A 20,943-nucleotide genomic window follows, 5' to 3' on the forward strand; every position below is an offset into this window, starting at 1 on the left:
GGCTGCGGGTTTTGGTACGTCCGGTGACGGTGCAGGTAAGGACGACGATGCCCCGTGCGGGTGCGCACGGGGCATCATTTGACGGCGGACGTTATAGAACCTTCGCCGTACGGTGATCGGCTCTGGACGTCACTCGAACACGCGCGTACGAGTCGAGACCGCCAAGGCCGAGTCGTCGGAGAAGATGCCGTCGACGCCCAGCTTGTAGAACGCCTCGAGGAGCCGTGATGCGTCGCCCTCGGCGCGGGGGAAGTTCGGCGAGCTCGGGTTGCCCTCCTGGTACTCCACCGGCAGGAAGTAGTTCTCCGGCCGTACGGTCCAGGGGTGCACGGCGAGCCCGGCGCGGTGGGAGTCACGGACCAGCGTCGTGGGCTGTTGCGCGTGGTTGGTGGCGTCCACCGGAATGATCCGGGTAAGGGCCGGGCCGATGCCGTACGCGTACTTCGCGACCCACTTCAGCCCGGCGGGCGTGAGGAGATCGCTGTACGTGCGCGGGTCGTGGCCTGCCACGAAGTCGTACGGGGCGCCCTGCGCGTCGATGAGCTGGATCAGCTTGATGCTCGTCCTCTTACTGAGCGCCTGGAGGTTCGAGGTCTCGAAGGACTGGATGAAGACCTTGTCGTTCCGGCCCTTGAACCCGTACTGGCCGAGATCCTTGAGCAGTTCGTCCTCCAGGGGCAGCCCGATGCTCCGGAAGTAGGTCGGGTGCTTGGTCTCGGGGTAAACGCCCACGTGGTGGTCGCGTGCGATCTCCAGCACCTCGTCGAGGCTGGCGATCGGGTCGACCCCGTCGAACGCCGAGCTGCCCGCCCGCAGGTCCGGCAGCCGCTCCTTGAGCCGCAGCGTACGGAGCTGGGCGAAGGTGAAGTCCTCGGTGAACCAGTCGGTGCGCTGCACGCCGTCGATGGTCTTGGTCGTCTTGAGACTCGCGAACTCCGGGTGGTTCGCCACGTCCGTCGTGTCGTTCAGCCAGTTGTCGTGCCGCGCGACCAGGACGTGGTCCTTGGTGGTCACGACGTCCGGCTCTATGTAGTCGGCGCCCATCTCGATGGCGAGCTCGTAGGCGTGCCTGGACTCCTCGGGACGGTACTCGCTGGCGCCCCGGTGAGCGATCACGATCGGCAACCGCGTGCTCGGGCGCTCCGGCGCCGAGGCGGCGCCGCTCACCGTGGTGGAAGCGACGAGGGCGGAACCGACCGCCGCGAGCGCGACCCCGCCGGCAAGCAAGCGTCGGGACAGTGACATGAGCTACCTCCTGGTTCGGGACGTGCGGAGGCTATGTCGCTTGAGTGACGAATAGGAGACCTGATCCTTAAGGGAGGTAGGTCCGGAACCGGCCATGTGGTTGGCGCCTGTGACGTCTTGCATCCTGCCCTCCGGCCGCCCGGCCTATCCATTTCGTCTGCGCCGTGTTGGGGGAACCGTGGCGGAAAGGCCGCTTTACCAGAGGATCGCCGAAGAACTGCGACTAAAGATCGAGACCGGTGAGCTGTCTCCTGGGTCGCTCGTCCCGCCCGAGTCGCAGCTGACGGTGGACTACAAGGCTTCGCGGAACACGATCAGAGAAGCCGTCCGATGGCTGAAGGATCTTGGCCTTGTGGACACACAGCCGGGCCGCGGGACCACAGTGATCTCCAAGCCCGTGCCGTTCGAGATCACGCTCACGCCCGACTCGGAGACGGGCTTCGGCGGAGGCGAGGGCGCGGCGTACATCGCGGAGGTCCAGGCGCAGAACCGCGTCGCCAGGGCCGGCTCGCCGAAGGTGGAGATCCACAAGGCGAAGGGCCGGATCGCCGAGGAGCTGGGGCTCGCGGTCGACGCCGAGGTCATCAGCCGGCACCAGCAGCGGTACATCGACGACACGCCCTGGTCCTTGCAGACGTCGTACTATCCGGTCGACTTCGTTGCCAGGGGTGCCACGCGGTTGCTTTCCGCCGACGACATCGAGGAAGGCACCGTCAGGTACATCGAGGGGGCGCTGGGGATCAAGCAGGCGTCCTACACCGACCGGATCACCGTACGGGCCCCTGACGTCAACGAGGTCGCCTTCTTCGATCTCCCGGCGAACGGCAGCGTCCCGGTCTTCCAGACGTACCGGACCGCGAGGGACACTGAGGCTCGGCCGTTCCGACTCACCGTCAGCGTCTTCGCGGCAGACCGAAACGAGTTCCTGCTGAACGTCGACCTCACGGACATGCCGTGATCGCGACGGTCTGACGACCGATTCGCGCAGTGCTGTGGAGTCCCGGTACACTCGTCCGAGCCAGCAGCCGTAGCTCAACGGATAGAGCATCTGACTACGGATCAGAAGGTTGGGGGTTCGAATCCCTCCGGCTGCGCAGGTCAAGGGCCTACCTCGATAACGAGGTAGGCCCTTTTTGACGGCAATGGGACCCGCTGACGGGGACTGCAGTGTCATCGGGAGCTTCCCAAGGCTTGATCCACTCGAGCCGCGACCACGCCAAGTACTTGTCATAACCGGACCGCGAACGGAACTGCGGCGTGGAGTTCGGCGCGGATCCGCTCGTCGGCGGTCACGCGGGCGGGTCTTGCTCCCGGTGTACCGATAGCGCGTTCCTCGCCAGCGGTGAGCGTGACCTTCCAGCCGTCGTAACGAAACGTCGGTGGCCCGGGCCAGACGGTGCATCTGCTCTTCACACCGGAGGATCGTCTCGGGGGACAACAGGAGGGCATCATAAGCCGCAAGGTGCCGGTGACCGTCACCGGTGAGCTCCTCATCGGCAACGATGTCGCGTACTCCCACATCCATGAGCGCTGCCTCGGCGGCGACCGGCCGACCCTGGGGCATCCAGTGCCGCGTCTGACGGCAGGCCGTGGCCTGATCATGCGACACAGCGCGCCTTCGAGGACCTCGCCGACCTCGTCTGACCGCATAAGGGCCTCTTCCATGCGGAGCGACCCCCTGGACGGGGCGCCACTGCGAACCTCCCACGCAGCGACAGGGAACGGGTGGCTTGGAGCCCTGGCTGCGGAGAGGGTAAACAGGGTGACCAGGCGCTGATGCTACGGGGGATGTGGAGCCGGCCCGATGGAGTGGAGTACGGAGGACCTGCGGCTCATGGAGCCGCACGAGCGCGCTGCGTTGATGCGGGAACTGATCGAGCTGGCCGAGGAAGATCCGCTGGCTGATCCGGGTCGCCGCAAGAGGCGCCGGCTCTTCATCGCGCTGACGGTCGGGTCGTGTGTGTGGTTGGTTCCCTGGATCGTTTATCTGGCCTTCACACTGCCCGGGCACTACACGGCCGGTCAGTGGTCCGCGACGTGGACGGGCTTCGACATCGCCCTGCTGGCGGCGTTGGCCGGTAGCGCGCTGGCGATTCTGGGCAGGCGGCAGGTGGCGATCGTCGGCATGCTCATCACCTCCACGCTGCTGGTCTGCGACGCGTGGTTCGACGTCATGTTGTCCTGGGGTTCGGACGAGTTCCCGCTCAGTGTCGTGACCGCGCTGGGCTGCGAGCTTCCGCTGGCGGCGCTCTGCTTCCACGCAGCCCGCCGATTGATCCGCCTGACCATGCACGCGGTGTGGGTCCGCAGCGGCCTGACCGAGGCGGAGCCGTCACTGATCCGCATCCGGCTCTTCACACTCATCGAACCCCGGCTGGGCCGCCCGTCCGGACGAAATGCGGACCGGGAACCGTGAGATGTCCGTGCCGCTCGCTAGGGTCATGCGGTGCGCGGTCGATACCGGGGCATCCAGCACGGCAGGACGGCAGCCTCCCTGACTCTGCACGAGGGTGGTCACGGCTCCACCGGGACCTAATCTGCGGCCAGGCTTAGCCGAGGGCCATGAAGAAGCTCGTCAGCACCGGCCGCGCGCAGCACCCTTCATGATCTCCAAGCCTCCGGCGGGGACCCTCAGCCGCACCAGCTCGCAGTACGCGCCACCGGCACGACCGCGGCCAATATTCGGTGGGGACGCGGCGGGCGAGCCAGGTAAGGTCACGGCCGTGTCGAACGATGCGGCTCAGGCCCAGCCTCCCCCCTTGCGCCGCCGGTTGCGCGACGCGCTCGTCGTCGCGATGAAGAGACGCGATCGCGTCGCCGTCACCGTCTTGCGCTCGACGCTGGCCGCCATCGACAACGCGGAGGCCGTCGACGTCGCAGCGGGAAACGGGTCTTCGGCGATCGAGTCGTCTCCCGTCGGTATCGGTGTCGCCGAGGTCGAGCGGCGTGCTCTGTCCGACGAGGACATCGCCCAGATCGTACGTTCCGAAGTGGCGGAGCGTGAGGCCGCCGCGCTGGACTACGACCGTGCGGGGCGGCCGGAGCGCGCCGAAGCCCTGCGTGCTGAAGTAAGGGTGCTCTCATCCCACCTGTGACGAGCACGCGTACGCTTCGGTCATCCAGGCTTTCCGAACGGTGAGAATCAGAGTCTCGGCCTCGGTTCGGATCCGGCGCGGCTCCCTGACCATCCCGGTACCGGCAATCACTACGACCCGGCGCGCAACGCGTAGCCGAAGCCGCGGACCGTGTGGATCATCGGCGGGCCGGTCCGGTCGAGCTTCTTGCGGAGGTAGTAGACGTACGTCTCGACGACCTGCGCGTTGCCGTCGAAGTCGTAGTTCCAGACCAGGTCGAGAAGCTGTTCCTTGGACAGCACCTGGCCCGCGTGCTCCATCAGGCAGCGCAGCAGCCGGAACTCGGTCGGCGTGAGGGTGACCTGGTCGTCCGCGCGCCGGACCGTGCACGTGTCGACGTCGAGTTCGAGGTCGCCGACCCGCAGCCGGCGCGGCGCGTCCGGCGCGGCCCGGGTACGGCGCAGCACCACCCGTACGCGAGCGTGGAGTTCCTGCAGGCTGAACGGCTTGGTGATGTAGTCGTCGCCGCCGGAGGAAAGGCCGGTGAGCTTGTCCTCCAACGTACGGCGTGCGGTCAGGAAGATGATCGGCGGCGCCTGGCCGAGAGCCTGTAGCCGGTCGCACACCCGGAAGCCGTCGATGTCGGGCAGCGAGACGTCCAGCACGATGAGGTCCGGGCGGAACGCCTCCGCCCGGGCCAGCGCCGACCGGCCGTCCGCCGCCGTCGCCACCTCATAGCCCTGGTAGCGCAGGCCGGTCGCGACCAGGTCGCGGATGTTCTCCTCGTCGTCCACCACGAGCACCCGCGCCGAAGATGTCACCACCCGGCCATCGTGACCCGATCACGGGACTGCCGCACCTTTTCTGACTGGATTATGAGCCGGTGAAGCGACCATGGGGGTATGTCGCTACGGTTGCGCATTCTCGCCGGACTCGTCGGCCTGCTCGTCCTCGGCCTCGCCGCCTTCGGCGTGGGCATCAGCAGGCTGATGAGGGGCAACCTGGAGAACCAGCTCGACCAGCAGCTGGCGGTGGTGGCGAGCGTCGTGAGGCAGGTCCTCGCCACCGACAAGGACCAGCACGACCTGGACCGGCTCTTCGAGCTCCCAGCCCGGCAGAAGGTGGATCCCGGCGTCGTGGGCATCCTCCCGCGGAAGTCTCCCGACATGGCGGCCTTCCCGCCCGGCCTGGTCATCGAGGTCCGCAGCGAGAACGGCACCCTGCTCGACCGCCAGGCGCTCGCCTCCAAGGTGAGGGTGGACCGGCCGGAACTCTCCGCCCCGCGCCCCGTCGGCGTCCCAAGGGACCGAGTCGCCATGAAGGACCAGGGTGACTACCGGACGCTGACGATGACCATGAACGAGGGCGACACCCCGGTGTCGGTGACACTGGCGATCCGGACCGCCCCGGTGGATGAGTTCCTGCAACAGCTCACCGTCGTCGAGTTCGTCCTCGGCACGATCATCGTGGTGATCGGAGCCGGGCTCGCGCTGGTCGTGGCACGTCTCACCGCACGCCCGCTCGCCCGGATCGCGGCCACCGCCGACGCCATCTCCGGCGGCGACCTCACCCGTCGGGTGCCCGACAAGAACCCCAGGACCGAGGTGGGCCGGGTCGGGCTGGCGCTGAACGCCATGCTCGCCGACATCCAGCGGTACGTCGGCCGGCTCGTGGAGTCCGAACAGCGGATGCGGCGGTTCCTCGGCGACGCCTCGCACGAACTGGCCACGCCGCTCACCTCCATCCGCGGGTACGCCGAGCTCTTCCGCAGCGGGGCCCGGGACCGGCCGGAGGACCTGGCCCGGGCGATGAGCCGGATCGAGGCCGAGGCGGCCCGGATGACCTGGCTGGTGGAAGAGCTGCTGCTGCTCGCGGAGCTGGACGAGGGCCGTCGGCTGCGCCCGACGCGGGTCGATCTCGCGACGATCGCCGCCGACGCGGTGGACGACGCCCGGCTCGCGGCTCCGGACCGGACCATCGAGCTGGAGGCCACCGCCGGCGTGTACGTGCACGGCGAGGAGAACCGGCTCCGGCAGGTCGCCGCGAACCTGCTGTCCAACGCCTGCCGGCACACCCCGCCGGGCACGCCGATCACGGTCACCGTCGCGCCGGGCGTGATCGAGGTGGCGGACGAGGGGCCGGGCATGGACGCCGTACGGGCCGCGCGCGTCTTCGACCGCTTCTACGGCGACGGCTCGGGACTGGGCCTGGCGATCGTCGCCTCGATCGTGGCCGCCCACGGTGGCACGATCGAGGTCGTCAGTACGCCCGGAGAGGGTGCGCGGTTCCGGGTCGAGCTGCCATCCGTACGGGAGTCTGACTGGATTCTGACCGAAAGCTGAGCCCGTCCCGAGCCCCGCATCCGAGGCTCACCGGCATGCGAATCCTTCATCTGACCACCGCCGCCGTGCTGGTGGCCGGCGCCGCCACCGCCTGCGGCTCGGGTGGTTCCGGGCCGGCGGTGTCCAGCTCTCCGACGCTCAGCACGGCCGCCAAGGAGGCCAAGGCCCGCCAGTTCGTCGAATGCGCCCGCAAGAACGGCATCCCCAACGTCGCCGATCCCAAGGTGGGCTCGGACGGCGACATCGACATCAGCCCGCCGCCCGGCCTCACGAAGCAGAGTCCGATCGTGCAGAAGGTCATGAAGATCTGCGGCAAGTACATGGACGGCGTCCTCACCCACGAGAACGAGGACCCCAGTGCCGGGTACGACAAGGCGCTCAAGGTGGCGGCCTGCGTCCGGCAGCACGGTGTGCCGAACTTCCCGGACCCGTCCCCGCCGACCGGGAGCGGGGACCAGAAGATCCGCCTCGGGAAGGGGCTGAACAAGCAAGCCATCGACAAGGCGATGCGAGCCTGCGGCGTCACGCCCCAGCCGAAGAGCGACTAGCCCATGAAGCGCCTCTGGATCTTTCTCACCGCCGTGGGCGGCCTCGCCGCCATCGCCGCCGGCGCCCTGTGGACCGCCGGGTCCGGGCCCTCCGCCACGGCCTCCTCCACCCCGTCGGCCGGCACCACGACCGCCACGGTCACCCGTACCGACCTCGTCGAGACCGACCAGGAGCAGGGCACGCTCGGCTTCGCCGGGGCCCGTACGCTCCAGTCGTCGGCGGCCGGCATCCTCACCGCCGAGTCCGCCGAGGGCGCCACCGTCACCCGTGATCAGGCGCTGTACGGCGTCGGCCTGCACCCGGTCCGGCTCTTCTACGGCACCGTTCCGCTGTCGCGCACCCTCGCCCTGGGCGTCTCGGCCGGCAAGGACGTCAAGCAACTGGAGCGGAACCTGCGCACCCTGGGGTACGACCCGTACCGCGGCATGACCATCGACGATCACTTCTCCGCCGCGACCGCGACGGCCGTCGAGCGCTGGCAGAAGGCGCACGGGCAGACCAGGACAGGGCAGGTCACGCTGGCCGACCTGGTGTTCCTGCCGGGCGCCGTCCGGATCGGCACCCAGCACGCCAAGCCCGGTGACCGGGTCGGACCGGGCGCCAAGCTCGTCGACATCACCGGCACCACCCGCATCGCGACCGTGAAGCTGCCCGCGGACAGCGACCTCGCGCACGCCGGGGACAAGGTCACCGTCGGACTGCCCGACGGCACCGAGACGCCCGGCGTGATCACCCGGGTCGGCACCACCGCGACCAGTTCCTCCAGCTCGGAGGAGGGCGGTTCCGGTTCCGGTGACGACGCCAAGGTCGCGGTGACCGTACGGCTCACGAAGCCGAAGGCCACCGGCGGCCTGGACCAGGCCCCGGTCACCGTCGACTTCACTCGTCAGCGCGCGCGGAACGTCCTCGCCGTTCCGGTCACCGCGCTCGTCACCCTCTCCACCGGCGGGTACGCCGTGGACGTCGCGGGTGGCGGGCGGGTCGCGGTCAAGACCGGCATGTTCGCCACCGACGGCGCGGGCACCGGCCAGGTGGAGATCTCCGGCCCGGGCATCAGCGAGGGCCTCCGGGTGGTGGTCCCGCAGTGAGCCCGGTCATCGAGCTCCACGACGTGCACAAGACCTATCCGGGGCCGGTCGAGGTGCTGCACGGCATCGACCTGACCATCGAACGCGACGAGCAGGTGGCGATCGTCGGCCCGTCCGGCTCCGGCAAGTCCACGCTGCTCAACCTCATCGGCATCCTCGACCGCCCGACCTCCGGCACGCTCGTCGTGAACGGCCAGGACACCGCCGCGTTGACCGACCGCCGGCTCGCCGGGCTGCGCGCCGCCACCATCGGCTTCGTGTTCCAGCAGTTCTTCCTGCTCGACTACCGCACGGCGCTGGACAACGTCGCCGACGGCCTCCTCTACACCGCCACCCCGCTGCGCGAACGCCGCCGCCGGGCCGCCGAGGTCCTGGACCGGGTCGGCCTCGGCAGCCGGGCCGGGCACCGCCCGCCCCAGCTGTCCGGCGGCGAACGCCAGCGCGTCGCCATCGCCCGCGCCCTCGTCGGCCGGCCCGCCCTCGTACTGGCCGACGAGCCCACCGGCGCCCTCGACACCGCGAACGGCGCCGCCGTCCTCGAACTTCTCGGCGAACTGCACGACGACCGGACCACTCTCATCGTCATCACCCACGACCCCAGCGTCGCCGCAGCCATGGACCGTGAGATCCACATCCGCGACGGCCGCATCCACCCGGAGCCGACATGAGAACCAGCCGACTCGCCCCCGCCGACCTGGTCCGCGTCTCGCTCCTCGGCATCGGCGCCCGTAAGCTCCGGGCCGCCCTCTCCGTCCTCGGCATCGCCATCGGCATCGCCGCCATCGTCTGCGTCCTGGGCATCTCCGAGTCCAGCGCGGCCGGCCTCCAGCACGAACTCGACCGGCTCGGCACCAACCTGCTCACCGTCCAGCCCGGCCAGAGCCTCACCGGCGACCAGTCCACCCTCCCGCTGTCCGCCGAACAGACCCTCACCAAGGCCCCGTACGTCCAGCAGGTGTCCGGCATCGCCCCGGTCTCGGGCACGGTCCTGCGCAACGAGCGCATCGGCTCCATCATCACCGGCGGCATCAGCATCAAGGCGGCCCGCCCCAACCTGCCCTCCGCCCTGCGCGGCCGCGTCGCCCAGGGAGTGTTCCTCAACGCCGCCACCAGCAACTACCCCGTCACCGTCCTCGGCGCGGTGGCCGCCCAGCGCCTCGGCATCACCACCCTGCGCCCCGACACCGCGGTACGCGTCGGCGACCGGACCTTCACGGTCGTCGGCGTCCTCGCCCCCATCGAACTGGCCCCCGACATCGACCGCTCCGCCCTCATCGGCTTCGCCGAGGCCGAGCGTTCCTTCCGGATCGACGGCTCGGCCTCCACCGTCTACCTGCGTACGGACCCGTCCCATGTCGGGGAGGCCGCCAAGACCCTCGCCGCCGCGGCCAGTCCCGCCCATCCGGACCTGGTCAGTGTCAGCCAGCCCTCGGCCGCCTTGAGCGCCCGGCTCGCCGCCAAGAAGACCATCAACAGCCTGTTGCTCGGCCTCGGCGCCGTGGCCGTCCTGGTCGGCGCGATCGGCATCGCGAACGTCATGGTCATCTCGGTGCTCGAACGCCGAAGCGAGATCGGCCTGCGGCGTGCCCTGGGGGCGGCCCGGCGGCACATCGCGGGCCAGTTCATCGGAGAGTCCCTGGTCCTGGCACTTCTCGGCGGCCTTGCCGGCTGTGCCCTCGGCACCTTGGTCACGGTCGGCTACGCCCAGTACAAACACCTGGAGGCCGTCATCCCGGCCACGGCCCTGCCCCTCGGCCTGGCCGGCACGTTGATCATCGGCACCCTCGCCGGCCTGTACCCGGCCGCCCGCGCCGCCCGCCTTTCCCCCACCCAAGCCCTGGCCAGATGACGTGGTCGGAACGCTGGGCGTCCGGCTCCTACGTCTGATCACCTCGCCGCTCGTAGTCGGACAGGTCGGCGTTCAACGCGGCCAGCTGGCCCTCGATGGAGGCGCGCTGAAGTTCCAGCACATAGGCGTCCTGGTCGTGCGGGTCGAATTCGCCCCCGGCGCCTGCCGGCATCTTGTCGTCGCGAACCAACCGGTCAAGTCCCCTGGCGAGCAGTTCCCGCTGCCGTAGCGTGGACTGATGCTCGTCATCATTTTGAATCATGAGACACCTCGGGTAGCCAGTTCGCCGGCACCATCACGGTGACCTCGATGCATGACCGGCGACCATCGGCGTCTACGACGCAGTTCGCGCTGGAAAGCCATTCGAGGCCGTCGTGTCCGACGTCGATGTGCGGCCCGATCGTTTCGACCGCCGCTGCCGACTGGAGCCAGTCGATTCCATGCCGCACGCGGGGCACGGGCATTCTCTCGGGCTCGATGGATCTGACCGGAATCTCGTCGGCGTCGCGCAGGGCGCGTAGCGGGCCGACGCGAACCGACTCGACTCCCTCTTGTGGGGTCAGGTACAGCGCGTCGTTGTGGATGTGCGTTCGATAGGCGGGCAGCTCGGTTCCCGTGTGGCGCCGCCTCAGCGCTTGGACCAGGACATCGCCATTGGCAACGAGCCCGACCCAGCCGCTGTCGGCACGCAACACCACCACGCGTGATGTTTCGTCGACGTTGACGAAGTCGGAACCGTGCCTCCTCCACCCGGTCACCGATATCCGTACCCCGTCCGGCAGAACAATCCCACCGGTGGCATCGACCACGTACCCGAAGGACCCTTGGGAGGCCCCCAGGGCAGGCATTCCGGCGGCCTGTGCCGGGGAGAACGAACGCTCGAACAGCCAAGAAGGCGCGGCGGCCTTCCCCGGCCGATCGGGGGCATCGAGTGGATCGTCGTGCAGCTCCCGCGTCACCAGCGATGGCATCGCCTCGCCCGACAAGCGCCGCCGCCAGTCGAACCACGAACCACGCTCGGTGACCTCGACCACGATCGGATGACCCACCGGCCACCGCAACGCCACCGGATCGTCTCCACGTGCCGCACCTGGAACCCAGCCCCGCCTCTGCCAGCGCGGAGCGGGCACGACGACGGCCGGCGCCCAAACGACCTGCGGATGGGCGACCGGCATATGCACCACCTGCGGATGTACCACCACCGGCATGGGCACGACCTGCGGATGTATCACCGGCATGGGTACGAACTGCGGGTGTGCCACCGGCGGAGGAGGCTGCGCGGCGACCCTCCGGGACGGAAGGGGCGGCAGCGTTCTCAGATCGAGGCGAACGACTCCCTTCCGGCCCCCCGTCCTGTCTCGCTGGAAGAATTTGCGGAGTGTGCCGTTGGAGTCCACCAGCAACTCGCCACCATATTTTGCCTTCTGCTCTTCACGGCCGGTTCTGAGATCCTCCGGGTCTCGCAACACGGGATCGACCGCGGCCAGGTTGACACCGCGAGGCTCCCAAGCGCCGTCGTAGTCATTCGGATGATTTTTCGCGGTGACGAAACTCCCGTCGAGCCACAGATGCATCAGGCCGGCGTAGTACAGGTTCGTCGCCGCCGCGTGCAATCCCGCGAGTAGGGCGTTTCGATGCGGCGTCCCACCGAATCGCCGCGCGACGGTGGACCACGACGCGCGATATTCCCCCGGAGGCAGTTTACCGTTGCGCTGGAAAGGCGGGATCCAGTCTTTGCGCCAGAGCGCGGCGACACGACTCAGATTGATGATCCCGGCGATACGAGGGTCGAAGGGATCGGTGAGGGCATCTACGACCGAGCCCGACCGGCCACCGGGGAGAGGTTCGCGCGGTTGCCCGATGACACCGTCAGGGCCGATGGTCAGGGCACGCGCGCCGATGAGTGCGGGCATGGCGGTCTCGACCTCATCCGGCCGGGGCGCGGGAGCCACCTCCACGTCGTCGGCCGAACGAGGGTCGATAATCTGCACACCCTCGACCGTGTCGATGAGCGCGACGGCGTGCCGGTGGCCACCTGGTCGCCCGAGCACGACGATTACCGTTCCGCCGGCGGGCACCTGATGGGTCAACGTGCGCCATGAGGTGGCCTCTCCCCATTGGTCCGCGGGCACGTTCAGGTGTCGTCGTCCGACAGCCGATCCGATCAGCAGGTCATCGGCCCACGAGTTTCGGTGGACGCCCCCCGGGAACAGCCGCCGTATCAATTCGCTGATCATGATCAGACACACCTGGAACTCATCGCCAGGCAGTTGCCGACCGAATTCCTTCACATCACCGATCAGCCGATTCAGCTCAGGTAGAGAACGGCCGGCTCCGTCCGGGGTGAATCGCACGAGACCATCGGAACCGGTGATCACGCGGCCGGGCGCGGCCTGCACGCACATGGTGTCGCCACCGATGCGGCACCGGACGGATTCACGCCACCCGTCGAAATCATGAGCCAAGCCATCCTCCTCCAGCGATGTCTTCCGCGTATCGTCGGTCGGCCGACTCGAGGTCGCCGGGGACGCGACGGTGGGACATGCCCGGCTCAGCAGACCTTCGCGCATGATCAGTAGCGTAGAGCGGAAGCTTCTGTCTCACTTGTTCCGGGAGTGGCGAGGGGTGGTTTCCGCCACGTCACGGCGACCGTACCGACCCATCGACGGAGGTGACCGGTCATGAGGTCACGGTCGATCCCGGTCTCGTCGTTCGGCCCACACCGGTACAGCGCGGCTGTGGCAGCGGGTCATGGCCTGATCTGTGGTCTTCACGTCCACATAAGCCCCGATCGGGCGGGTGGCCGGGTTGTTGGACTCCCAAGTAGGTGCTGAGCGCGCCTGCTTCAACGCCCGCATCGTTCGGAAGAGGCACCCATGCGAAGCATCCACACTCCGCCGGAGAGTGCGCGATGACCTCACCCCTCACGACCGCGCCGCCGAAGACGACATCGCCCTACCTGGTCGCGCTCGGACTCGCGGCAGGGCCCGTCGTGGCGCTCGGGTTCACCCGTTTCGCATACGCGCTGCTGCTGCCCTCCATGCGTGACCAGCTGGGGTGGAACTACGCCGCCGCCGGCGGGATGAACACCGCCAACGCGGCCGGGTACATCATCGGGGCGGCCACCGCCGCCTGGTGGGCGCGGCGGTTCGGTGCCCGCGCGGCCTTCGCCTGGGGCATGGTGGTCAGCGCCGTCGCACTGCTCGCCTCCGGGGTGACGGGTGAGTTCGCGGCTCTGGGGATCTTCCGGTTCGTCGGAGGGATCAGCACCGCGGTCACCTTCGTCATCGGGTCGGCGCTGGCCACGCGCGTGCCCAAGGACGGCCCCCGGTCCGCGGTCCTCGTGGCCCTCTACATGGCCGGGGTCGGCATGGGCGTGGCGGCCTCCGGTGTCGTCATCCCCGCCGCTCTCACCGCGTGGGGCGTCTCCGGCTGGCACGAGGGCTGGGTTCTGCTGGGAGTCCTCGCCCTGCTCGCCACCGGGCCGGCCGTCTGGGCGTCGCGGCGCGTTCCGGAGCAGGCCGCGGGCCTCGCGGCCGGTCCGCGGCCCAGGCTGACGTTTCTCGCGCCGACCTTCGGCTGGTACGTCCTGTTCGGCGCCGGCTACGTGTCGTACATGACCTTCATCGTCGCCCTGCTGCACAACCAGGGCATGAAGACCTGGAGCGTCGCCGCGTTCTTCATCGTCCTGGGCGCCGCGTCGGCGGCCGGCACCCTGCTCGTGTGGGGACGGGTGATCGGGCGGCTCCGCGGCGGCCTGGCCTACGTCCTGGTGTCGGTGGTCGTCCTGATCGGCGTCCTGCCGGTCCTGCTGTGGCACGGCATGGGGGCGGCCATCTCGTCGGCGGTGATCTTCGGGGGTGCCTTCATGGCCGGCCCGACCGCCGTCACCGTCAACGCCCGCCGCGTGCTGCCCTCGTACGCCTGGACGTCCGGGATCGCCCTGCTGACCGTGGCCTTCAGCGTCGGCCAGGCCATCGGCCCCTTGCTGTCCGGCCTCCTGTCGGACTCCGCGGGCGGTATCTCCCACGGCCTGTGGCTGTCGGTCCTCCTGCTCGCCCTCTCCGCAGGCGCCGCACTGGCCCAGCGCGAGCACCCGCCGGCGGCCTGAGCTCACCGGCTCACCTACCATCGAATGGCAGGCCACGGCCCTGAGGGAGCGATGACACACAGACCAGCCGGTACGGCGACACTCACGGTGACGATCTTCATCTACCCGGGGGTGCGGCTGATGAGCGTGACCGGCCCGGTCGACGTGTTCGCGGCGGCGAACGAGTTCGGCGCCCACTACCGGCTGCGGATGGTCTCCGCCGACGGAGCCGAGGTGACGACCTCGTCGGGGACCCGCCTCAGCGCCGACATGTCCGTCGACGACGTGCAGGACGCCGGTGACATCCTGATCGTCCCCGGCGGCCCGGAGTGGGACACGCTGATCAAGGACGACGAGCTGCTGGAGACCGTACGAAAGCTGGACGGGACCGCGGATCGTACGGCGTCGGTGTGCACGGGCGCGTTCCTCCTGGCGGCGGCCGGTCTGCTGGACGGCCGCCGGGCGGCGACGCACTGGCGGCACGTACGGCAACTCGCGCTGCGCTTCCCCGGCGTCCATGTCGAGCCGGACGCGATCTTCGTCCAGGACGGCAGGATCATGACGTCGGCCGGGGCCAGCGCCGGCATCGACCTCTCTCTGGCGCTCGTCGAGGAGCACTACGGGGCCGAGGTGGCCCGTGCGGTGGCCAAGGAGATGGTCGTGTTCATGCAACGGCCCGGCGGGCAGTCCCAGTTCAGCGTCCGCGCGCGTGCCTCGCACCCGCGGCAGGAGATGCTCCGCCGCGTGCTCGACGCCGTCGCCGAGAACCCCGACGACAACCACACGCTGGCCGCCATGGCACGCAGAGCCGGCGTCAGCGCCCGCCACATGACCCGCCTCTTCTCCGAGGAGATCGGTACGACCCCGGCCCGCTATGTCGAACAGGTTCGCCTCGAAGCCGCGCAGGCGCTGCTGGAGAGCGGCGACGACCCGATGGCCGTGGTCGCGCGCCGTACGGGCTTCGGCTCCGCCGAGTCGTTGCGCCGGGCGTTCGTCCGGAATCTGGGCGTCACACCGGGCACCTTCCGGGCGAGCTTCCGCACCACCGGAGCGGAAGAGGACGTTCCGGCGCCCGCCTGACTCACGCGCCTGTCTTACGCGCCCGCAGCCAGCACCGCCTCGGCGACGGACTCCGCGCTCAGACCGGCCTCGGCCAGGATCTCCGCGCGCGTGCCCTGTTCGGGAAAGCCGTCGGCCACCCCCAGCACCCGGACGTCGGCGCGTACCCCGGCGTCGTGCAGCGACTGGACGAACGCCGCCCCGACGCCCCCGGCGCGCACGCCGTCCTCGACCGTGACCACCGCGGAGTGCCGCGCGGCCAGCCGGAGCAGTTCGGCGGGCAGCGGCTTGACCCACCGCGGGTCGACCACCGTGGTGTCCACGCCCTGCCGGGCGCACTTCCGCGACGCCTCCAGCGCCACCTGGGCCATCACCCCGACCGCGATCACGAGGACCCCTCCGGACGACTCGCGCAACACGTCGACGCCACCGGTGCGGCGGAGGGCGGGCACGTCCGCGCCGACGGCACCTCGCGGGAACCGGACGACGGTGGGCGCGTCGTCGACGTCGATCGCCTCGCGCAAGGACTCGCGGAGTGTGGGCAGGTCGCGTGGCGCCGCGATGCGCAGCCCCGGCACCGGCTGGAGCAGGGCGAGATCCCACAGACCGTTGTGGCTCGGGCCGTCGTCTCCGGTGACGCCCGCCCGGTCCACGACGAGGGTCGTGCCCAGCCGGTGCAGCGCGAGGTCCATCAGCACCTGGTCGAGGGCCCGGTTGAGGAAGGTGCCGTAGAGCGCGACCACCGGATGCAGGCCCGCCATCGCGAGCCCGGCGGCCGACGCCACCGCATGCTGCTCGGCGATCCCGACGTCGAAGAACCGTGTCGGGTACGCCGCCGCGAACCCAGCCAGGCCCACGGATCCGGGCATGGCGGCGGTGATGGCGACCAGGTCCCGGCGCTCGGCGGCGAGGGAGACCATCTGGTCCCCGAAGGCGGCGGACCAGCCGAGCCCGCCGGAGCGCCGTGGCCGGCCGGTGAGCGGGTCGATCACCCCGACCCCGTGGAGGTGATCCTCGTCGTCCTCCTCGGCCGGCCGGTAGCCGAGGCCCTTGCGCGTCACGCAGTGGACGATGACGGGAGCCCCGTACGCCTTGGCGCGCTCCAGCGCCTCTTCCAGGGCCGGGATGTCGTGCCCGTCGACCGGGCCCAGATACTCGACGCCCAGGAGCACGTGGGGAGCGAGGCGCCGCGCGGGGCCTCCCACGGTGGGGGCGTACGAGCGCCCGTTGTCGTTCACGACGATCACCACGGGGCGTTCGGGCGCCGCCGCGATGTTGTTGAGCGCCTCCCAGGCCAGCCCGCCCGTCAGGGCGCCGTCACCCACGATGGCCACGATGTGGCGGTCCGTCTCTCCGGACAGCGCGCGAGCCTTGGCCATGCCGTCCGCGTAGGAGAGCGCCGCCGACGCGTGGGAGTGCTCGATGTGATCGTGCGGGGACTCCGTACGGCTGGGATAGCCGGACAGGCCGCCGTGGCGCCGCAGCCCGGCGAACCGGCCGGCGCGACCAGTGACGATCTTGTGAACGTACGACTGGTGGCCGACGTCCCAGAGCAGGGTGTCGCGCGGCGAGTCGAAGGTCCGGTGCAGCGCCAGGGTCAGCTCGACCACACCGAGGTTCGGCCCGAGGTGCCCTCCCGTCTCCGCGACGTTCCGGATGAGGAAATCGCGGATCTCCCCGGCGAGCGCGGCCAGCTCCGGATGGCCGAGACGCCGCAGGTCGGCCGGCTCGTTGAGGTCTTCCAGCAGGGTCACGTGTCGTCTCTCCTCGCCGAACGCGTCAGGCGAAGGCGTCGCGTACGAGGCCCCGCTGCTCGGCGGCGTGCCGGTGCGCGGACCCGACGGCCGGCGCGGAGGCGTCCGGGCGGCTCACCCGGGCGACCACACCCGCCGCCATCGAGCCCACGCGCGGGCCGACGAACGTCCACGCCCCCTGGTTGGCCGGCTCCTCCTGGACCCAGCGAACCTCGGCGTGGTCCGGATGACGGCGCAGCTCCCGGTGGAGCTCGTCCCCGGGGAAGGGGTACAGGCGCTCCAGCCGGACGATGGCCGTGTCGGTCACACCCGCCTCGCGCCGGTACGCGTCCAGGTCGTAGAAGACCTTGCCCGAGCAGAGCAGCACCCGTCTGACGCGAGAAGGGTCGCACGTGCCGTCCGGTATGACGGCACGGAAACCTCCCGTGGTGAACTCCTCCAACGTGGACGTGGCCGCCTTGAGCCGCAACATCGACTTGGGGGTGAAGACCACCAGCGGGCGGCGCGAGCCCCCGAGCGCCTGCTGCCGGAGCAGATGGAAGTAGTTGCCCGGGAGCGAGGGCATGGCGATGGTCATGTTGTCCTGGGCGCACAGCTGGAGGAACCGCTCGATCCGGCCCGAGGAGTGGTCCGGACCCTGCCCTTCCAGGCCGTGCGGCAGCAGCAGCGTGACCCCGGAACGCTGTCCCCACTTCTGCTCCGACGAGGAGATGTACTCGTCGACGACCGTCTGGGCGCCGTTGGCGAAGTCGCCGAACTGCGCCTCCCACAGGACCAGGGCGTCAGGGCGGGCGAGCGAGTAGCCGTACTCGAACGCCACCGCCGCGAGTTCGGACAGCGACGAGTCGTACGGAGAGAAGGCCGCCGGTCCGAGGGCGTTCAGCGGGACGTACTCCGCACCGGTGGTGCGGTCGGTGAGCACGGCGTGCCGCTGGCCGAACGTACCGCGGCGCGAGTCCTGCCCGGCCAGCCGTACGGGCACCCCGTCCAGCAGCAGAGAGCCGATCGCCAGGGTCTCCCCGGTCGCCCAGTCCACCTTTCCGGTGTCCGGCATCGCGACGCGGCGTTGAAGCTGCGGCAGCACCCGAGGATGGACGGCGAACCCCGGCGGCAGCACGGACTGCGTCGCCAGGACGTGCCGGGCGGTCACCTCGCTGATCGCCGTACGGGCCGCGCTCGGGGAGGCGACGGAGACCTCGCCCGTCGATGGGGGCGGTTCCCGGGTCTCGGCGAACGCCCGCTCCAGCCGATCGCGGTAGTCCCGGCGGGCGAACTCGACGTCTTTCTCCCCGATGTCGCCCTGGCGCAGCAGCGTTTCCGCGTACAGCTCGCGTACCGAGGACTTGGCCGCGATGCGCTCGTACATGGCGGGCTGGGTGATGGAGGGGTCGTCGACCTCGCTGTGGCCGTGGCGCCGGTAACACACCAGGTCGATGACCACGTCCTTGTGGAACGCCTGGCGGTACTCGAACGCCGCGTGCGCCACCTGTACCACCGCTTCCGGGTCGTCGCCGTTGACGTGGAAGATCGGGGCCTCGACGGTACGGGCGACGTCGGTCGCGTAGGTGCTGGACCGGCCGCTTGCGGGCGCCGTGGTGAAGCCGAGCTGGTTGTTGACGACCACGTGGACGGTCCCGCCGGTGCGGTAGCCCTCCAGCTGTGACACGTTGAGCGTCTCGGCCACCACGCCCTGCCCGGCGAAGGCGGCGTCGCCGTGGACCACGACCGGGAGTACGGCGAAGGGCGCCGCCGTCAGGTCCTGCTTGGCCCGTACGACGCCTTCGGCCACCGGACCCACGATCTCCAGGTGGGACGGGTTGGCCACGACGGAGACGGCGATCGAGCGCCCGTCCTCGGCGCGGAACACCCCGTCCGCACCGAGGTGGTACTTCACGTCGCCGGAGCCGTGGATCGACCGGATGTCGGCCGCGTCCTCGAACTCGTGGAACATCTGGGCGTAGGACTTGCCGACGATGTTGGCGAGGACGTTGAGCCGGCCGCGGTGCGCCATGCCGATGACGGCCTCCGGCAGGCCGTCCCCGATGGCGCGGTGGAGCAACGCGTCGAGGAGGACGATGGCCGACTCCCCGCCTTCGAGGGAGTAGCGCTTGTGCCCCACGTACTTGACGTGGAGGAACGTCTCGAAGGCCTCCGCGGCGCCCAGCCGGTACAGGATCCGCTGCTGCTCGGCCTGCGTGAACCGCGGCCGGGGGGCTTCGACGCGCTGCTGAATCCACGAACGCTCGCGCGCGTCGCGGATGTGCATGTACTCGACGCTGACGGTCCGGCAGTAGGCGTCCTGAAGCGTGGTGAGTACGTCCCGCAGCCTGGCCCTGGTCTTCCCGGCGAAGCCGGCGACGGCGAACTCGCGGTCCAGGTCCTCGTCGACGAGGCCGTGGGCGTGGATGCCGAGGTCCGGATGAAGGGGCGGCCGCTCCGACGCGAGGGGATCGGTCGCGGCGCTCAGATGCCCGCGTACACGATAGGCGTGGATCAGCCCGGCCAGGCGTACGGCCTTGTCGGCGTCGTCCTGCTGCGGGGGCGCGTCGGCCGGCGCCTCGGTGGCCGTGGCGAAGAAGTCCCGCCACACCTGGTCCACGGAGTCCGGATCGTCGAGATAGCGCTGATGCTGTTCCTCCACGAGCCAGCTGTGGAGGCCGAACTCCGACACGTGCGACGGCTCCAGGCCGCTGCGCGATCGTGACATCACGGCGTAAAACGCCTTCTTTCCCTGTTGCGAACAGTCGGGGCGACGCCGGTGCCTTCGTACGGCCGGTCGCCGTCGTGTTCTTTGAACGTACGGCGACGCGGAGGGCATCGCGGCAGCTCAACTGGTCATGAAAGCGGCACATCCGGACATCTGCTTTCGAGAGCCTGTATGTCTGGATGGACACCACCAGGAGAGACACCGTGCGGACCGAGGGCGGCAAGCGCCTGACGCGAATTCCCCCTGGGACGAGATCGTCACCGGGCTGTGGATGGGCGGCCACTTCTGGGATCAGACCGGAAGCCGGCAGCCTGCCATCGTCGGCAGCGATTTCGACCTGGTCATCAGCCTCTACCAGCGCGACGGCCACGGCCCGGCCCCAGGAGTGGAGCACCACTACGCCGAGACCCCGGACGGGCCGCTGAACCCGGACCAGATCGAGTCGATCTGCCGCTTGGCGGACCTCGCCGCGGAGGCCGTCGGCGACGGCCGTCGTGTCCTGATCCGCTGCCATTCCGGCTACAACCGCTCCGGCCTGGTCGTCGCGCAGGCTCTCGTCACGATGGGCCACGCCGCCGAAGATGCGATCTTCCTGATCCGCTACCGCCGGTCCAAGTGGGCGTTGAACAACCCTCTGTTCGTCGACTATCTCACCAGCGGACTGGACGTTGCGAGACTGCTCACGGGCCTGGAGACATGAGGCGCCCGTCGTATCGGAGTAAAACGTTGGATATCGGGGATCTTCCGCTCGCACCGAACCGAGCGCGACCGAAGGAGTGAGTGGGATGGGATTGTTCGACCGTTTGAAGCGAAAGGACCGCACGAACCGAACGCCGACCGGACGGGAGCGCCGCGCCGCCGAGCGCACCGCCCAGGCCGAGGCCAAACTGCGAGAGACCGAAGAGAAGATCCACGAACTCGCGGACGAGGCCCGCTCCGACCTCCACAAACCCGCCTGACCTCGACGAACTCGCCTTACCTCGGCGCAGTCGCGCCCTGCCTGAAGACCAGGCGGAGGCCGGCTGAGACGGTTTGTCCCGTGACGGAGCCTCAACGCGTCTTGGGAAAGGCTTTTTCTGGATCTCCCCAGCGCCTTCGGCCTGATCTGAGGACCAGGTCACGTGGTCATCTGGGCGGACGAGCCGGGGCCCGGCCATCAGCAGGTCTCTAGCCCAGGATGCGGGCC

The 20,943-nt window shown here is 69.6% G+C and carries 18 protein-coding genes and 1 tRNA gene; 13 read left to right on the top strand and 6 right to left on the bottom strand.

Annotated features, from left to right (window positions below; all coding sequences use genetic code 11):
* Window positions 1-129: 129 nt before the first annotated feature.
* Window positions 130-1,245 (bottom strand): glycerophosphodiester phosphodiesterase, encoded by a 1,116-nt coding sequence (locus QWU11_RS10750; protein WP_290104984.1) that lies wholly within the window; start codon window positions 1,243-1,245, stop codon window positions 130-132.
* 178 nt (window positions 1,246-1,423) lie between these two features.
* Between QWU11_RS10750 and QWU11_RS10755 the strand changes: the two genes are divergently transcribed.
* From QWU11_RS10755 to QWU11_RS10770, 4 genes are all read left to right on the top strand, one after another.
* Complete coding sequence (locus QWU11_RS10755; RefSeq protein ID WP_290104985.1) at window positions 1,424-2,203, top strand: GntR family transcriptional regulator; 780 nt, start codon at window positions 1,424-1,426, stop codon at window positions 2,201-2,203.
* 63 nt (window positions 2,204-2,266) lie between these two features.
* A tRNA-Arg gene (locus tag QWU11_RS10760) sits at window positions 2,267-2,339 on the top strand.
* Window positions 2,340-3,049: 710 nt separating this feature from the next.
* Window positions 3,050-3,661 carry a hypothetical protein gene (locus QWU11_RS10765; protein WP_290104986.1) on the top strand — a complete coding sequence of 204 codons (612 nt, stop codon included), beginning with the start codon at window positions 3,050-3,052 and terminating at the stop codon, window positions 3,659-3,661.
* Between the two features lie 307 nt (window positions 3,662-3,968).
* Complete coding sequence (locus QWU11_RS10770; protein WP_290104987.1) at window positions 3,969-4,340, top strand: GatB/YqeY domain-containing protein; 372 nt, start codon at window positions 3,969-3,971, stop codon at window positions 4,338-4,340.
* Between the two features lie 110 nt (window positions 4,341-4,450).
* Here QWU11_RS10770 and QWU11_RS10775 read toward each other — a convergent pair whose 3' ends face one another.
* On the bottom strand, window positions 4,451-5,143 hold the full coding sequence (locus QWU11_RS10775) for a response regulator transcription factor (protein ID WP_354670829.1): 693 nt from the start codon (window positions 5,141-5,143) through the stop codon (window positions 4,451-4,453).
* Between the two features lie 78 nt (window positions 5,144-5,221).
* Between QWU11_RS10775 and QWU11_RS10780 the strand changes: the two genes are divergently transcribed.
* Genes QWU11_RS10780 through QWU11_RS10800 form a run of 5 tightly spaced genes read left to right on the top strand, consistent with a single transcriptional unit; the run spans window position 5,222 to window position 10,147 of the window.
* Window positions 5,222-6,661 carry a HAMP domain-containing sensor histidine kinase gene (locus tag QWU11_RS10780; RefSeq protein WP_290104988.1) on the top strand — a complete coding sequence of 480 codons (1,440 nt, stop codon included), beginning with the start codon at window positions 5,222-5,224 and terminating at the stop codon, window positions 6,659-6,661.
* A gap of 35 nt (window positions 6,662-6,696) precedes the next feature.
* Window positions 6,697-7,209, top strand: a complete 513-nt coding sequence (locus tag QWU11_RS10785; protein ID WP_290104989.1) for a hypothetical protein — start codon at window positions 6,697-6,699, stop codon at window positions 7,207-7,209.
* Between the two features lie 3 nt (window positions 7,210-7,212).
* Window positions 7,213-8,298, top strand: a complete 1,086-nt coding sequence (locus QWU11_RS10790) for a peptidoglycan-binding domain-containing protein (protein ID WP_290104990.1) — start codon at window positions 7,213-7,215, stop codon at window positions 8,296-8,298.
* Window positions 8,295-8,966 carry an ABC transporter ATP-binding protein gene (locus QWU11_RS10795; RefSeq protein WP_290104991.1) on the top strand — a complete coding sequence of 224 codons (672 nt, stop codon included), beginning with the start codon at window positions 8,295-8,297 and terminating at the stop codon, window positions 8,964-8,966. The genes QWU11_RS10790 and QWU11_RS10795 overlap by 4 nt, the downstream gene beginning before the upstream one ends.
* Window positions 8,963-10,147 (top strand): ABC transporter permease, encoded by a 1,185-nt coding sequence (locus QWU11_RS10800; protein ID WP_290104992.1) that lies wholly within the window; start codon window positions 8,963-8,965, stop codon window positions 10,145-10,147. Before QWU11_RS10795 ends, QWU11_RS10800 begins: the two co-directional genes overlap by 4 nt.
* A gap of 28 nt (window positions 10,148-10,175) precedes the next feature.
* Here the strand turns inward: QWU11_RS10800 and QWU11_RS10805 are convergent, their stop codons facing one another.
* Complete coding sequence (locus tag QWU11_RS10805) at window positions 10,176-10,409, bottom strand: hypothetical protein (protein ID WP_290104993.1); 234 nt, start codon at window positions 10,407-10,409, stop codon at window positions 10,176-10,178.
* Window positions 10,396-12,717 carry a hypothetical protein gene (locus QWU11_RS10810; protein ID WP_290104994.1) on the bottom strand — a complete coding sequence of 774 codons (2,322 nt, stop codon included), beginning with the start codon at window positions 12,715-12,717 and terminating at the stop codon, window positions 10,396-10,398. The genes QWU11_RS10805 and QWU11_RS10810 overlap by 14 nt, the downstream gene beginning before the upstream one ends.
* Window positions 12,718-13,058: 341 nt before the next feature.
* Between QWU11_RS10810 and QWU11_RS10815 the strand changes: the two genes are divergently transcribed.
* Together QWU11_RS10815 and QWU11_RS10820 are read left to right on the top strand one after the other, a co-directional pair.
* Window positions 13,059-14,258 (top strand): YbfB/YjiJ family MFS transporter, encoded by a 1,200-nt coding sequence (locus QWU11_RS10815; RefSeq protein ID WP_290104996.1) that lies wholly within the window; start codon window positions 13,059-13,061, stop codon window positions 14,256-14,258.
* A gap of 51 nt (window positions 14,259-14,309) precedes the next feature.
* Window positions 14,310-15,317 carry a GlxA family transcriptional regulator gene (locus QWU11_RS10820; protein WP_290104997.1) on the top strand — a complete coding sequence of 336 codons (1,008 nt, stop codon included), beginning with the start codon at window positions 14,310-14,312 and terminating at the stop codon, window positions 15,315-15,317.
* A gap of 14 nt (window positions 15,318-15,331) precedes the next feature.
* Here QWU11_RS10820 and QWU11_RS10825 read toward each other — a convergent pair whose 3' ends face one another.
* Window positions 15,332-17,050, bottom strand: a complete 1,719-nt coding sequence (locus tag QWU11_RS10825; protein WP_290104998.1) for a 1-deoxy-D-xylulose-5-phosphate synthase — start codon at window positions 17,048-17,050, stop codon at window positions 15,332-15,334.
* Between the two features lie 25 nt (window positions 17,051-17,075).
* On the bottom strand, window positions 17,076-19,868 hold the full coding sequence (locus tag QWU11_RS10830; protein ID WP_354670830.1) for a multifunctional oxoglutarate decarboxylase/oxoglutarate dehydrogenase thiamine pyrophosphate-binding subunit/dihydrolipoyllysine-residue succinyltransferase subunit: 2,793 nt from the start codon (window positions 19,866-19,868) through the stop codon (window positions 17,076-17,078).
* A 160-nt stretch (window positions 19,869-20,028) separates the two neighbouring features.
* Between QWU11_RS10830 and QWU11_RS10835 the strand changes: the two genes are divergently transcribed.
* Both QWU11_RS10835 and QWU11_RS10840 read left to right on the top strand, forming a co-directional pair.
* A complete protein-coding gene (locus QWU11_RS10835) occupies window positions 20,029-20,457 on the top strand; it encodes a hypothetical protein (protein WP_290105000.1) in 429 nt (142 codons plus the stop codon).
* Window positions 20,458-20,542: 85 nt separating this feature from the next.
* Window positions 20,543-20,716, top strand: coding sequence for a hypothetical protein (locus tag QWU11_RS10840; protein WP_290105001.1), 174 nt, complete (start codon window positions 20,543-20,545; stop codon window positions 20,714-20,716).
* Window positions 20,717-20,943 lie beyond the last annotated feature (227 nt).

This window comes from Actinomadura sp. DC4 (genome assembly GCF_030406325.1).
Classification (GTDB): Bacteria; Actinomycetota; Actinomycetes; order Streptosporangiales; family Streptosporangiaceae; genus Actinoallomurus.